Annotated in this window: 12 protein-coding genes; 3 read left to right on the forward strand and 9 right to left on the reverse strand. The window is 56.3% G+C overall.

The window, feature by feature from the left end; all coding sequences use genetic code 11:
- The first annotated feature begins 4 nt into the window (after positions 1 to 4).
- Both CPH65_RS22650 and grxD read left to right on the forward strand, forming a co-directional pair.
- On the forward strand, positions 5 to 238 hold the full coding sequence (locus CPH65_RS22650) for a BolA/IbaG family iron-sulfur metabolism protein (RefSeq protein WP_096175970.1): 234 nt from the start codon (positions 5 to 7) through the stop codon (positions 236 to 238).
- Between the two features lie 104 nt (positions 239 to 342).
- The gene (gene grxD / locus CPH65_RS22655) at positions 343 to 663 is read left to right on the forward strand and encodes a Grx4 family monothiol glutaredoxin (RefSeq protein WP_096175971.1); all 321 of its coding nucleotides are present in this window, start codon (positions 343 to 345) and stop codon (positions 661 to 663) included.
- Between the two features lie 93 nt (positions 664 to 756).
- Here grxD and ttcA read toward each other — a convergent pair whose 3' ends face one another.
- The 4 genes from ttcA to CPH65_RS22675 all read right to left on the reverse strand — a co-directional run bounded on the left by ttcA (position 757) and on the right by CPH65_RS22675 (position 4,358).
- Positions 757 to 1,689, reverse strand: a complete 933-nt coding sequence (gene ttcA, locus CPH65_RS22660) for a tRNA 2-thiocytidine(32) synthetase TtcA (protein ID WP_371359468.1) — start codon at positions 1,687 to 1,689, stop codon at positions 757 to 759.
- A 153-nt stretch (positions 1,690 to 1,842) separates the two neighbouring features.
- The gene (rpsD, locus tag CPH65_RS22665; protein ID WP_096175973.1) at positions 1,843 to 2,460 is read right to left on the reverse strand and encodes a 30S ribosomal protein S4; all 618 of its coding nucleotides are present in this window, start codon (positions 2,458 to 2,460) and stop codon (positions 1,843 to 1,845) included.
- A gap of 236 nt (positions 2,461 to 2,696) precedes the next feature.
- Complete coding sequence (murI, locus tag CPH65_RS22670; protein WP_096175974.1) at positions 2,697 to 3,572, reverse strand: glutamate racemase; 876 nt, start codon at positions 3,570 to 3,572, stop codon at positions 2,697 to 2,699.
- Positions 3,573 to 3,626: 54 nt separating this feature from the next.
- Positions 3,627 to 4,358, reverse strand: a complete 732-nt coding sequence (locus CPH65_RS22675) for an RNA methyltransferase (RefSeq protein ID WP_172891567.1) — start codon at positions 4,356 to 4,358, stop codon at positions 3,627 to 3,629.
- Between the two features lie 420 nt (positions 4,359 to 4,778).
- On the opposite strand from CPH65_RS22675, the gene CPH65_RS22680 reads away from it, so the two are divergent.
- Positions 4,779 to 5,990: an NADP-dependent isocitrate dehydrogenase gene (locus CPH65_RS22680; protein ID WP_096176576.1), complete on the forward strand. Its 1,212-nt coding sequence runs from the start codon at positions 4,779 to 4,781 to the stop codon at positions 5,988 to 5,990.
- Positions 5,991 to 6,550: 560 nt separating this feature from the next.
- On the opposite strand, the gene alaS is transcribed toward CPH65_RS22680, so the two are convergent.
- From alaS to CPH65_RS22705, 5 genes are all read right to left on the reverse strand, one after another.
- Positions 6,551 to 9,208, reverse strand: a complete 2,658-nt coding sequence (alaS, locus tag CPH65_RS22685; RefSeq protein WP_096176577.1) for an alanine--tRNA ligase — start codon at positions 9,206 to 9,208, stop codon at positions 6,551 to 6,553.
- A gap of 385 nt (positions 9,209 to 9,593) precedes the next feature.
- Positions 9,594 to 10,664 (reverse strand): recombinase RecA, encoded by a 1,071-nt coding sequence (gene recA / locus CPH65_RS22690; protein ID WP_096176578.1) that lies wholly within the window; start codon positions 10,662 to 10,664, stop codon positions 9,594 to 9,596.
- Positions 10,665 to 10,906: 242 nt separating this feature from the next.
- On the reverse strand, positions 10,907 to 11,782 hold the full coding sequence (locus CPH65_RS22695) for an SMP-30/gluconolactonase/LRE family protein (protein ID WP_197703903.1): 876 nt from the start codon (positions 11,780 to 11,782) through the stop codon (positions 10,907 to 10,909).
- 139 nt (positions 11,783 to 11,921) lie between these two features.
- A complete protein-coding gene (locus CPH65_RS22700; protein ID WP_197703904.1) occupies positions 11,922 to 13,358 on the reverse strand; it encodes a deoxyribodipyrimidine photo-lyase in 1,437 nt (478 codons plus the stop codon).
- On the reverse strand, positions 13,355 to 14,089 hold the full coding sequence (locus CPH65_RS22705; protein ID WP_096175975.1) for an SDR family NAD(P)-dependent oxidoreductase: 735 nt from the start codon (positions 14,087 to 14,089) through the stop codon (positions 13,355 to 13,357). Before CPH65_RS22705 ends, CPH65_RS22700 begins: the two co-directional genes overlap by 4 nt.

The raw sequence follows: 14,089 nt of genomic DNA on the forward strand, positions 1-14,089 counted from the left end.
CAGCATGCCAATGGACGCCCGAGAAATCGAAACCCTGATCAAGGAAGCCCTACCAGACGCCAAGGTCGTCATTCGCGATCTTGCCGGCGACGGCGACCACTTTGCCGCCGAAGTGGTCTCGGAAAGCTTCCGCGAAAAGTCCCGCGTGCAACAGCACCAGATGGTCTATGAAGCCCTGAAAGGCAACATGGGCGGCGAGCTGCATGCTCTGGCTCTGCAAACATCCATCCCGGATTAAACCCATCGCACCGGCACTTGCCGGATCTGCGTTCCCTCTAGCGGCGTCCCGGACAACAGCCGATACAACGCAGATAAAAGCAAAGACGAAACGAGGACGTTTACATGAGCGATATCAAGGCCTGGATCGAAAACGAGGTCAAATCCAACGACGTTGTGCTTTTCATGAAAGGCACGCCAACCTTCCCGCAATGCGGCTTCTCCGGTCAGGTTGTCCAGATCATGGATTACCTTGACGTGCCCTACAAGGGCATCAACGTGCTGGAAAACGACGATCTGCGTCAGGGCATCAAGGATTATTCCAACTGGCCAACCATCCCACAGCTTTATGTGAAGGGTGAATTCGTCGGCGGTTGTGACATTATCCGCGAGATGTTCCAGAGTCAGGAACTCCAGACCCTGGTAAATTCCAAGGTCACCGCCTGATTGGCGATCCGCACCACACTGAACTAGAAAAAAAGCCCGGATCAATGATCCGGGCTTTTTGTATGATCAGAGCATAAACACGCCGTTGAGGCCTTAATTTTCATGCATGGTCAGGAAACCATCCGTGAGCGCTGACACGGCGGCGCAACCATCGGTATCGTCGCTGTCATCCCCGGCCCGGTCGTCGTCAATAGAGAGGCCGGTAAAATCGAACAGCTTGGTATCGAGCATGTGCGAGGGGCGGATGTTGGAGAGCGCGCGGAACATCACCTGCGTGCGGCCCTTGTGCTGGGCTTCAAAGCCCTGCAGCATGGCCTTGACCTGCTGACGCTGTAATCCATCCTGCGAACCGCACAGATCGCATGGGATGATCGGGAACTGCATTGCTTCGGCAAACTTCTGCAAGTCCTTCTCCTCGCAATAGGCCAGCGGCCGGAACAGCATCAGGTCCCCCTCCTCGTTCTTTAGCTTTGGCGGCATCGTCGCAAGACGACCACCATGCATCAGATTGAGGAAAAAGGTCTCGAGGATGTCATCCCTGTGATGACCCAGAAGAACCGCGTCACAGCCGTGTTCTCTCGCCACCCGATAGAGATTGCCGCGCCGCAAGCGCGAGCAGAGCGAGCAATAGGTGTTTCCTTCGGGGATCTTCTCCTTGACGATGGAATAGGTATCCTGCCGCTCAATATGATAGGGAATGTCATTTTCTTCAAAATAGCGCGGCAAGACGTCAGATGGAAACCCCGGCTGCGCCTGATCGAGGTTGCAGGCCAGAAGCTCCGCATCGAGCAGACCGCGCCATTTGAGGTCCAACAGGATCGCCAGAAGACCATAGCTGTCCTTGCCGCCAGACAGGCAGACCAGCCACTTCTGCTTTTTGGTGCTCATGTTGAAGTCGTCCATGGCCGACCGAACATTGCGCAACAGCCGCTTGCGCAGCTTCTTGAAGGCAACACTGCTCGGCGCCTTGCGGAACATCGGATGGCACAGATCATCCTCATCCTGAACGGGCTCAGACGCGGCGATCAGGGAGGCGGCACTATCACTCATCAGGTCTCTTTCCGGTTGGGAATATGCCCCGCAGATGTATCAAAAGCGGCGGAAGGGCTCAACAGCAACAAACACAAAAGGCTGCCAATGGCAGCCTTTTGCAAAATCCAGATCTCTGATCGCGTCCCGTTAGCGGGAGTAGAATTCGACCACGAGGTTCGGTTCCATCACAACCGGATACGGCACATCAGCCAGCTGCGGAACAGCTTTGTAGGTTGCGGTCATCTTGCTGTGGTCAGCTTCGATGTAATCAGGCACATCGCGCTCAGCCAGCTGGGTTGCTTCCAGAACAAAGGCGAGCTGCTTGGAACGATCACGCACTTCAACCACGTCACCCGCTTTAAGGCGGTAGGACGGGATGTTGACGCGCTGGCCGTTCACTTTGACATGACCGTGGTTCACGAACTGACGAGCAGCGAACACGGTAGCCACGAATTTGGAGCGGTATACGATGGCGTCCAGACGGGATTCGAGCAGACCGATCAGGTTTTCCGAGGTATCGCCTTTAAGACGGTTTGCTTCCTTGTAGATACGCAGGAAGTGTTTCTCGGAGATGTTGCCGTAGTAGCCTTTGAGCTTCTGCTTGGCGCGCAGCTGAATACCGAAGTCAGACAGCTTGCCTTTACGGCGCTGGCCATGCTGACCCGGAGCATATTCGCGGCGGTTCACCGGGGACTTCGGACGACCCCAGATGTTTTCGCCCATACGGCGGTCAATTTTGTATTTCTGAGAATGGCGCTTAGTCATTCGCGAGTTTTCCTTGTTTTCATATTATCGAGAAAACGCGCCCCTCCTAGGATCATTGGCCGAAACCGGATCCGACAGAAGCTCAAGGTTGCGCCCCTCAAGCCTCACGGGTGCGTCGAAATCAAAGGGGGCCAGTATGACCAGCCCCGCGACGATTGAGTGGTGTTTAGAAGGTTTGACCTCAGGAGTCAAACCAGTTTGCGTTCAAACCGGCAGAAATTTGCGCAATTCCCACCTCAAATGTGCCGAACGGCATCCGAGCGATGCAAAAGCCTCAGCCACCCCTGCTGCAAGCGTTCCTCACCGCCACCGGTCGCAACGAACCGGACCCGCGATTTCAGCGTCTCGCGATAATTGGGGGAACCAACAAGGCAGTCCTGCCATTCCTGCCCCAGAAGGTGCATCACCCGTCGCGCCACCGCTGGCGCGGGATCAATGAAGAAGAGCGGACGCACGACCAGATCCTCCAGAACCGGCAACAGCAGAGGATAATGGGTACATCCCAGAACGACAACATCAACGCTGTCAAAGGCCGGACCGTCCAGAAGCGGCGACAGAACGGCCCTCACCGCCGCATCATCGCGCTTGTCGTCCACCACAAAGGCCTCGGCAAGTCCTGCCAGACCGGGACAGGCGATCAGATCCACCTTCACCCCTTCGGCAAAATCGCGAATGAGATCCTGCGTATACGCCCGCCGGATGGTGCCCGGCGTTGCCAGCACCGCCACATGGCCGCTCTGGGTCGCCTGAGCCGCCGGCTTGATTGCAGGCACGATCCCGACGATTGGAATGCTAAAGGCCTCACGCAAGGCGCCCAGCGCAACCGTGGAGGCCGTATTGCAGGCGATTACAATGAGGTCTGGGGCATAGGTCTTGCAGGCCTCGGCCAAAAGCGTCACGAGGCCCGAGGTCAATACATCGTCGTCAAGATCGCCATAGGGAAAACGGGCATTGTCCGCCAGATAGATATAGTCGGTTTGCGGCAAGGTTTCGCCGAGAGCGGACAGAACGGACAATCCGCCAAGGCCGGAATCGAACACCAGAATGCGAGGATCCTTCTCGCGCAGCATGTCAAGATCCTTCAAGAGCAAAGTGGCCGGATGACCCTGCATCAGGTCCGGTGGCACACTTTGGGTTTATAAAGTCAGCGGCTCATGATGTCAGCGCTAATGGCGTTCATGGCGACGCTGCAGCGCGGCGACAACGCCGCGTAACGTGCGCACTTCCTGTTCGGCCCAATCGCCCTTTTGCAGGATGGTCTTGAGATTGCGCACCATATGCTCACGCTTTTCAGGCGGGCGGAAGAAGCCAGCTTCATCGAGCGCTTGCTCGAGATGCTCGAACAGGTTGACCATGTCCTGCTTGCTGGCGCGTGGCACATCAGGGGTTTCAAATGGCAAGGCGGCTTCACGATCATTGCCCGACATGCGCCACTCGTAGCAAATGATCAGCACGGCCTGAGCAATATTCAGCGAAGCAAAGTCAGGATCGACCGGCAGGGTCAGGATCTCGTTGGCCAGCGCCACCTCATCATTGTTGAGGCCCCAGCGTTCGCGCCCGAACAGAACCCCCACCTTGCCCCCTGCGGACACGGTCTTGCGCATCACTTGCGCCGCCTCGACCGGATGCCGCACGGTCTTGAGCATGTCCCGCTGGCGGGCTGTGGTCGCATAGACGAAATCGAGATCGGCCAGCGCCTCTTCCAGCGTTTCGAAAATACCGGTCTTTTCGATCACATGATCGGCCCGGCTCGCCGCATTGCGCGCCTTCTCGCTCGGCCAGCCATCACGCGGCCGGACAAGGCGCAGGTCCGTCACCCCGAAATTCGCCATGGCACGTGCAGCCGTACCGATATTCTCGCCCAGTTGCGGCTCCACCAGAATGATCACCGGATCCATTTTCTTGTCTTTCTTTTGTCCAATTCAAATCAGCCCGAAAAAGGGATCAACCCTGCCGACATGCCACTTGAACATGGCTGCAAAAAAAGCGGCGTTGGTGAAATTCCGGGACGGCGTCTGTAGTGACCCAATCATGGCAATTTTTCAACCCCTTCTGCCAACAACAGCCCACCGGGAGCAAAAATGCGGTTCATTGTCGGCGACCGAGCGATTTCGCCCTCAAGGTCATCAAGACAGGCCCATGCGTGCCGCCGCGTAAGACTAAGGGTGACCCTGCGTGCCCTATGCCCAAATCCACTTGGATGCTATACGGGCGACATATTCTCTTTACTCACTGACCGACCGACATGATGACCTATAGGAAATCCGAATGGTGACGCTGTCGTCAAGGTCAGAACCATGCATAACGAGGTCACATACATGTCCAAGATCAAGGTTGATAATCCGGTCGTCGAACTCGACGGCGATGAAATGACCCGCATCATCTGGGATTTCATCAAACAGAAGCTGATCCTGCCCTATCTGGATATCGACCTGAAGTATTACGACCTGGGCATCGAGGAACGGGATCGCACAGACGATAAGATCACGGTGGATGCCGCCGAAGCCATCAAACAGTACGGCGTCGGCATCAAGTGCGCCACCATCACCCCCGACGAGCAGCGGGTCGAGGAATTTGGCCTCAAACGCATGTATCGCTCGCCCAACGGCACCATCCGCAACATTCTGGGCGGCGTGGTTTTCCGCCAGCCCATCATCTGCCGCAACGTACCGCGCCTTGTTCCCGGCTGGACCCAGCCCATCGTCATCGGCCGCCACGCCTTTGGCGATCAGTATCGCGCGACAGATTTCCACTTCCCCTGCAAGGGAAAGCTGACCATGAAATTCGTCGGTGAAGACGGAACCGTCATCGAGCGTGAAGTCTACGACGCCCCCGGTGCTGGCGTGGCTCAGGCAATGTACAATCTGGACGCCTCCATCATCGATTTTGCCCGTGCCTCCTTCAACTATGGCCTGTCGCTCGGCTGGCCTGTTTTCCTGTCCACCAAGAATACAATCCTGAAAGCCTACGACGGACGTTTCAAGGATCTCTTCCAGAAGGTCTATGAAGAGGAGTTCGAAGCCGACTTCAAGAAAAAGGGCATTCACTATGAGCATCGCCTGATCGATGACATGGTGGCTTGTTGCATGAAGTGGAACGGCGGCTTCGTCTGGGCCTGCAAGAACTACGACGGGGATGTGCAGTCCGATACGGTTGCTCAGGGCTTCGGCTCTCTTGGGCTGATGACCTCACAGCTGATGACACCTGACGGCAAGATCGTTGAAGCAGAAGCAGCCCATGGCACCGTTACCCGCCACTATCGCCAGCATCAGAAGGGCGAAGCGACCTCGACCAACTCGATTGCCTCCATCTTTGCCTGGACCGGCGGATTGAAGCACCGCGCCAAGCTCGATGAGAACATGGGTCTTGCCGCCTTTGCCTCCACGTTGGAGAAAGTCATCGTCGAAACGGTCGAAAGTGGCCAGATGACGAAAGATCTGGCCCTCCTTGTTGGCCCGGATCAGAAGTGGCTCTCGACGACCGGCTTTCTGGATGCCGTGGATCGCAATTTGCAGAAAACCATGTCGTAAGGTGACCCGGTGGGCCCCAACCGGTCCACCGGCTTCCTTGACGAAAAACAAGAGAAAACATCTTTTCAAAACGATTTGAATGAAAAGGATCGTCAATTTTTCCGATTATGACGCAAGGTTATCCCGAAGAGAAATAATCAGACACACATTTCATTCGGAGCCAGACAGAACAAACGAAATCAAAAATTGGATACAAATCAATAATTTACTATCTTTGCGGCGCGAAACATAATTTTCGCAAAGCCCTACTCACCTATCTGCAAGATAATACTTGGATATATTGTACCAAAACATGTTTACCACGTCTGACAGTTGAGTTACCAATTAGGCGGCTAGCAATAGCCGGTGACTGTCTGATCACCCGCTTGCCCACCACCTCGTATGATCGGGCAGTCACCCTTGTTTTTTTCCACCAAATCCACGTTTCCCTGAATTTTATCATTTAGCCCCAAAGCGCTTGGGACAGTTGATTTGCGTTGACGGCCAACGCAAAAAAGGCCGGGATTTTCACCCGGCCTTTCAAACTTTGATAGCGCATGCCCTGAAAAATAATTCAGGTTTCAGGCCCCGGAGATCAGACCGCGCACGGCATCAATGGCCGCATCAGCCTGAGCCGCATCCTTGCCGCCAGCCTGCGCCATGTCAGGACGACCACCGCCGCCACGACCACCCAGAAGCTCGGCGGCTTTCTTGACCATGTCGACAGCATTAAAGCGTTCTGTCAGGTCATCGGTGACCCCCACAACCACGCCGACCTTGCCGTCATCGCCCACCGCGATCATCATCACGACACCACTGCCGACGCTGTCTTTACCCTGATCGACAAGACCTTTGAGGTCTTTGGGTGAAACGCCTTCCGCCACACGCGCCATGAACTTGACACCAGCGACCTCCTCGATGGCATCACCATCAGAACCGCCACCCATGGCCAGCTTGCGCCGCACATCTCCCAGATCCTTCTCCAGCTTGCGACGCTCTGCAACGAGTGCTTCGAGACGCTCCAGAAGATCATTGGGGGAGACTTTAAGCAGCGCGGCAGCATCCTTGGTGCGCTCATCTTGCTGCTGCAGATAACGGCGTGCCTCGCTGCCAGTCAGGGCCTCAATGCGCCTGACACCGGCCGCCACTGCGCTTTCGGCGACAACCGTCAAAAGCCCGATATCGCCGGTGCGTTTGACATGCGTACCACCACAAAGCTCCACCGAATAGGTCTTGCCAGACTTCTCACCGCGCACCGCTTCGCCCATAGAGACCACGCGGACCTCATCACCATATTTCTCACCAAACAGTGCCATGGCTCCGGCCTCGATGGCATCATCAACCGCCATGATGCGCGTTTCGACAGCACCGTTCTGCAGCACGATCTCGTTGACCATGTCTTCGATGTGCTTCATTTCGTCTTCGCTGACAGGCTTCTGGTGCGAGAAGTCAAACCGCAAACGCTCCGGCGTTACGAGCGACCCCTTCTGTGCAACATGGGCGCCCAGCGTTTCGCGCAGGGCCTCATGCAACAGGTGAGTTGCCGAATGGTTGGCGCGGATCGCCCCCCGGCGCTCACTGGCAACCTTGAGCTCAAGCGCATCGCCGATCTTCGTGCTGCCTTCGATCATCTTGCCCATGTGCACGAACATGCCGCCAGCCTTCTTGACCGTATCGCTGACCTCGAAGCGCACCCCATCGGCAATCATCGCGCCCGTGTCGCCAACCTGACCACCGGATTCCCCATAGAATGGTGTCTGATTGAGAATGATCGCGCCTTCGTCTCCGGCCTTGAGTCCATCGGTTTCTGCGCCATCCTTGATCAGGGCAACAACCGCGCCTTCGGCGCTTTCGGTTTCATAGCCGAGGAAATCCGTTGCACCAACTTTTTCGGCTACATCGAACCAGACAGCCTCGGTTGCCGCTTCACCGGAACCGGCCCAGTTGGCCCGAGCTTCCGCTTTCTGACGTTCCATGGCTGTGTCAAAGCCATCGGTGTCGACTTCGATGTCGCGACTGCGCAGCGCATCCTGCGTCAGATCGAGCGGGAAGCCAAAGGTATCGTAAAGTTTGAATGCGGTTTCACCATCAAGGCGATCGCCTTCGCCAAGGCCATCCGTTGCATCATCGAGCAGCTGCAGGCCCCGGCTCAAGGTCTTGCCGAACCGGGCTTCCTCAAGCTTGAGCGTTTCGGTGATAAGGGCTTCAGCCCGCACAAGTTCCGGGAAGGCCTGTCCCATTTCGCGAATAAGCGTTGGCACCATCTTGTAGATCACAGGATCCTGAGACCCCAGAAGACGGGCATGGCGCATCGCCCGGCGCATGATTCGGCGAAGAACATAGCCGCGTCCGTCAGAAGAGGGCAGAACGCCATCTGCAATCAGAAAGCTGGTCGAGCGAAGATGGTCCGCGATCACGCGATGGCTCGCCGCCGCCTCTCCAATTTCATCGACGCCGGTCAAATCCACACTGTTGTGAATGAGGGCGCGGAAAAGATCGGTCTCGTAGTTGTCATGGGTGCCCTGCAGCACGGCCGCGATGCGCTCCAATCCCATGCCTGTATCAATAGACGGCTTTGGCAGGTCGACGCGCTTGTCCTTGGAGAGCTGCTCATACTGCATGAAGACGAGGTTCCAGATCTCGATGAAACGGTCTCCATCTTCCTCAGGCGACCCCGGAGGGCCACCCCAGATGTGATCGCCGTGATCATAGAAGATTTCAGAGCACGGGCCGCAAGGTCCGGTTTCGCCCATGGACCAGAAGTTATCGCTCGTCGGAATGCGGATGATCTTGTCTTCGGACAAGCCGGCAATCTTGCGCCACAGATTGAATGCTTCCTCGTCTTCGGAATAGACCGTGACGAGAAGTTTGTCCTTCGGCAATCCGAATTCCTTGGTGATAAGATTCCAGGACAGCTCAATCGCGTCATCCTTGAAGTAATCGCCGAACGAAAAGTTGCCGAGCATTTCAAAGAAGGTATGGTGCCGGGCGGTATAGCCGACATTGTCCAGATCGTTGTGCTTGCCGCCGGCACGCACGCATTTCTGCGATGTGGTTGCGCGCGAATAGTCGCGCGTCTCAAGCCCGGTGAAAACGTTCTTGAACTGCACCATGCCTGCGTTGGTGAACATCAGCGTTGGATCATTGCGAGGGACCAGAGGACCTGACTCGACAATGGAATGACCATGATCGCCGAAATAGTTCAGGAATGTGGACCGAATTTCATTTACACCGCTCATACTGCACCAATCATATTTGACTGCCCGAAAGCAGATTGACCTTGTCAGGACGTTGCCCGGCGCCTGCCGTCCGGTTTCGAATGCCGGGGTCGAACGCAGCAACAGACCTGGAATTGTCTCCAAATTGTCACTTCGCGGTTTTAACGAGCCATCGTGCCTCTGTCTATCACTTTGGGGGCACAGGCCGGACCTTTCATCAGCTTCTTTGCCGAATTTGCTCTATTTGGCGCTCAATAAGGGCCCTGTCATGCAATTCGGCCCGATTGCGGGGGCAATCATCAGAAAAGGAAATCAGAACGCGAAAAGGGCTACCGTAACGGCAGCCCTTCCAAATTCCGTGTTGTCCATCGAACAGGCGAACAGCGGTTCGTCAGGAACGATCCGACTATGCGTCGTCGTCCTTTTCATCAGCTTCAGGCGGCGCCATCAGGCTTTCGGCCAGCCCTGCGCTTTGACGGATGGCCGCTTCAATCTCGTTGGCGATCTTCGGATTTTCGCGCAAGAAGGTCTTGGAATTCTCACGCCCCTGCCCCAGACGCTGGCTGTCATAGGAGAACCAGGCCCCTGACTTGTCAACGACGCCGGCCTTGACGCCCAGATCGAGCAACTCGCCAAGCTTGGACACCCCTTCGCCATACATGATGTCGAATTCAACCTGCTTGAACGGCGCGGCCACCTTGTTCTTGACCACCTTGACGCGGGTCTGGTTGCCGACCACTTCATCGCGGTCCTTGATCGAGCCGATCCGGCGAATGTCAAGCCGGACGGAAGCGTAGAATTTCAGCGCATTACCGCCGGTCGTCGTCTCGGGGCTACCGAACATCACACCGATCTTCATACGGATCTGGTTGATGAAGATGACCATGCAGTTGGTTCGGGAAATGGATCCGGCCAGTTTCCGCATTGCCTGGCTCATCAAACGTGCCTGCAATCCGGGAAGGGAGTCGCCCATTTCACCTTCGAGCTCGGCCCTCGGGGTCAGAGCAGCAACGGAATCGACAACCAGAACATCGACAGCACCAGAGCGCACCAGCGTATCAGCGATCTCAAGCGCCTGCTCGCCAGCATCCGGCTGCGAGATCAGCAGATTGTCGATATCCACGCCCAACTTGCGTGCATAAAGAGGATCCAGCGCATGCTCGGCATCCACAAAGGCGCATATGCCACCGCGCTTTTGCGATTCTGCAACCACATGAAGCGCCAATGTTGTCTTGCCCGAGGATTCCGGCCCGTAGATTTCGATGATACGTCCTTTGGGGAGGCCACCGATACCCAATGCTATATCGAGCCCGAGCGATCCGGTGGGAATGGACTCGATCTCGACCACTTCGCGCTGGCCCAGTTTCATCACTGATCCCTTACCAAATGCGCGATCAATCTGCGACAGGGCCGCTTCCAATGCCTTTGTCTTGTCCATGCTGCTTCCTTCAACCAGTCTGAGGCTGTTTTGAATCATTTTGTGTTCCATTCTTCATAGCAGACACGTTCTTGCAACTATGATTAATGTACATATTTTGTTCTCATTAGCAATACTTCTCTTAAAATTCTGAAAATAGTATGAAAATTTGATTTGTTCTCAACATGTTCCGACGGGGGAAACTTATCCCTATTTTGCCACCATTTCGAACTGAACTCAGCTTTTCATGATTCGAGCGACAGGTTTGATCAAAATGGCCGGGGTACGGTCTCCCGCCATTGTCAAACGAACACCTGATTGTCCGGTTGCCCCTCGATATCCAGTGCAAGAGAGAAAACACATCCATTGTGTGGTTCTTGGGCCATGAGATCTTCTGAAATGTTGGTCGCGGCCGATGTGGCAAAAAGCGTTTTGAGATCTTTCCCGCCAAAGGCCGGGCAGGTCACCTGCTTGGCAGGCACCGAAATCTCTCGCATCAAACTGCCGTCGGGACGAAAGGCTGCGACCTTGTAGCCGCCCCAAAAGGCAATCCAGACATTGCCCAAAGCATCAACCACGGCACCGTCAGCATAGAGATTGGCCTCGCGCAGATCCAGAAACACCTCCGGTTCTCCGCTCGGCCAGCCATCCGCATCCAAGGCAACGCGCTTGACCAGCTTTGTCGGCGTATCCGTGAAATAGGCCACCCGCCCGCCGGGGGCGAAACAGGTCGCATTGGTCACAAGAATCCCGGTATAGAGCTGGCGCAATTCACCTTTATACCACCGGTAAACGCTGCCATCGGGCTTCTTTTCAGACTTGGACATGGTTCCGATCCAGAAGCCACCAAGGGGGTCGGCGCGACCGTCGTTGCTGCGGGTGCTTGGATCGTCCGCCTCCAGATGGCACAGGCGCGAGGTCTCGCCGGTCTCCAGATTAAAGAGCAACAATGCAGTCTCGCTGGCGATCACCAAACGGTCCCTGTCGACCCATCCGGCCGCGCTGACTTGCTCGTCAAAGGACCAACTCTGAGGCTTATCCCCCTGTCGGCTCAACAACTTTTTGCCGATGATATCGAACCAGAAGAGCTGATGGCGCAAAGGATGCCAGAGCGGCCCCTCCCCCAATTGGCACCGACGATCATCATAGGGCACCATCTCGACCTGTGTAGGGGTCATCAGCAATATCCTCTTTACAATGGAATTCTGTGCCGCTGCACGGCGTGTTGGCCCCTAGCCATACCGTTCGCAAATCGACAAGGCAAGACGCCCATGATCGCAGGAGAATGGATGAAACAGAAAGAGCGAAAAACGGCTCTCAGGAAAGGGCTTGATAGGCCTCAAGCGCCGCCGCTCGACTTTTCTTGAGGTCCACCATTGGCAACGGATAGTCCTTGCCCAGCGCGACCCCGGCCTCGCTGAGAACAGCCTCGGGTGCCTCCCATGGTTTGGCAAGGTGCTTTTGGGGCAAACGCGCCAATTCGGGAACATACTGGCGGATATAATCGCCCTTCGGATCGAACTTCTCCGCCTGCAGGGCCGGGTTGAACACCCGGAAATAGGGAGCAGCATCGGCACCACAGCCCGCCACCCACTGCCAGCTGGCGCTGTTGCTCGCCAGATCCGCGTCGACCAGCGTATCCCAGAACCAGGCCTCGCCCTTGCGCCAGTCGATGCGCAGGTTCTTGATGAGAAATGACGCCACAATCATCCGAACCCGATTGTGCATGTATCCGGTCTGCCACAGCTCGCGCATGCCAGCGTCGACAATGGGAATGCCGGTCGCGCCCTTCTGCCAGCGCTCAAGCTGAGCCTCATCATCCACCCATTCAAACCCATCGAACTTTGACTGCAAGGCAACGCGGGGCAGCTCTGGATTGTGATAAAGGAGATTGTAGGAAAATTCCCGCCATGCAAGCTCGCTGCGGAAGTGATCAATATCCGCATCCGGCGCATCACAAGTCTCCATCTGAGCGTCACCTTCCAGCGCATACCAAATCTGATTGGGTGAAATCTGTCCCCAATGGAGATAAGGAGACAGGCGCGATGTGTTGGTGCGCGCAGGAAAGTCCCGCCCCGCCTTGTAGCCATCAAGCCCATGCTCCAGAAAGACCGACAGTGCCTTTTGAGCGCCCTGTTCGCTCACATCCCAATGGGGCTCGAGCATGTCATGCCAGCCGACGGGAGACACGAGCGCCAGATCATTGAGCGCTAAGGCACCGTCGCCCGCTTTTGCCTTGCAAAAGCGACAATCCGGCTTCTCGGTCATGGGTCTCGCCGGAGCTTCGACCTGAAGACAGCCCTTGCGATAGTAGGGCGTGAACACCCGATAGGGCTCGCCGTCCTTTTTAAGAACCTCCCAAGGTTCCCACAACAAGGAGCCATTAAGGCGGATTGTCGTCACCCCGATCTGATCCAGTGTCTCCGAGATACGCCTATCCCGGCGGGTTCGCCAAGGCTCATAGCAACGCGTCCAGCTGATGGTTGAGGCCCCATAGAGCTTGGCCACTTCAGGCAGGATATCCTCGGCAGCCCCTCGGTAGAGGCGCAAATGCCCCTCGAGCTGTTGATCAAGATCCTTTAGTGCTTCATAGAGCCACCAACGGCTGGCCCCGCCCATGGCTGCCTCGCCAGCGGTCTCGTCATCGAGAATATAGATCGGAAGAAGCGCGCCCGACTTTGCGGCCTTCATCAAGGCGGGATTGTCCATGAGGCGCAGATCCTGACGGAACCAATGAATTGCAACTGAACTCACGGAGCCACTTCCTTTCCTGCCCAATCAAAACACAGACCGGATTGGGACGGCTTGAGGGACAGCAAAACATCCATCAAGAGATGAGCGGAATGGTCGGGAGAAAACAAACGCCCCTTCGGCACACTGGCCTGAAACGGGGCAGACAGATCACTGTCGACAGTTCCCGGATGAAGCCCGACCAGCACCGCTTGTGGGTTGCTGCGGCCAAGTTCAATCGCGGCGGTCTTGATGAGCTGGTTCAGTCCTGCCTTGGACGCCCGGTAGCTGTACCATCCCCCGAGCCGATTGTCCGAGGTCGAGCCAACGCGTGCACTCAACACACCGATGCGGCACGAATGCTTGCGCGGCAACCGGGTCAGAAGATGCTTGAGGATCATGGCTGGACCAATGAGGTTGATCGCCAGCATCTGAGACAGCGCATCCGGATCCAGCTCACGCATTCGCCTTTCGGGCGTCACCCCCTCGCCATGCAGCACGCCGGTAGCGATCAACACAAGATCAGGGTTGCCACGCTCGAAGATCGCATCGACAGCGCTGACAACTGCCTCTTCGCTGATTAGATCAAAACCGGAGAGATAGGAAACCGACTGGCCTTCACGCACCCCGAGCGGCTTGCAAGGAGACCTTGAGATGGCAATCAGATCGCAACTGTCGTGATGCTTCAGGGCCTCTTCGGCCAGTGCATGCCCGATGGCACCCGACGTGCCGAAAACAGCGATGGTTTTATGCAT

The organism is Cohaesibacter sp. ES.047 (assembly GCF_900215505.1).
Classification (GTDB): Bacteria; Pseudomonadota; Alphaproteobacteria; order Rhizobiales; family Cohaesibacteraceae; genus Cohaesibacter.

Bases quoted from the DNA above. Each gene is read 5' to 3' on its own strand.
- CPH65_RS22680 (WP_096176576.1), top strand. From the start codon at position 4,779: ATGTCCAAGATCAAGGTTGATAATCCGGTCGTCGAACTCGACGGCGAT.
- alaS (WP_096176577.1), bottom strand. From the start codon at position 9,208: ATGAGCGGTGTAAATGAAATTCGGTCCACATTCCTGAACTATTTCGGC.
- rpsD (WP_096175973.1), bottom strand. From the start codon at position 2,460: ATGACTAAGCGCCATTCTCAGAAATACAAAATTGACCGCCGTATGGGC.
- CPH65_RS22675 (WP_172891567.1), bottom strand. From the start codon at position 4,358: ATGGATCCGGTGATCATTCTGGTGGAGCCGCAACTGGGCGAGAATATC.
- grxD (WP_096175971.1), top strand. From the start codon at position 343: ATGAGCGATATCAAGGCCTGGATCGAAAACGAGGTCAAATCCAACGAC.
- CPH65_RS22695 (WP_197703903.1), bottom strand. From the start codon at position 11,782: ATGACCCCTACACAGGTCGAGATGGTGCCCTATGATGATCGTCGGTGC.
- CPH65_RS22650 (WP_096175970.1), top strand. From the start codon at position 5: ATGCCAATGGACGCCCGAGAAATCGAAACCCTGATCAAGGAAGCCCTA.
- recA (WP_096176578.1), bottom strand. From the start codon at position 10,664: ATGATTCAAAACAGCCTCAGACTGGTTGAAGGAAGCAGCATGGACAAG.
- CPH65_RS22705 (WP_096175975.1), bottom strand. From the start codon at position 14,089: ATGCATAAAACCATCGCTGTTTTCGGCACGTCGGGTGCCATCGGGCAT.
- murI (WP_096175974.1), bottom strand. From the start codon at position 3,572: ATGCAGGGTCATCCGGCCACTTTGCTCTTGAAGGATCTTGACATGCTG.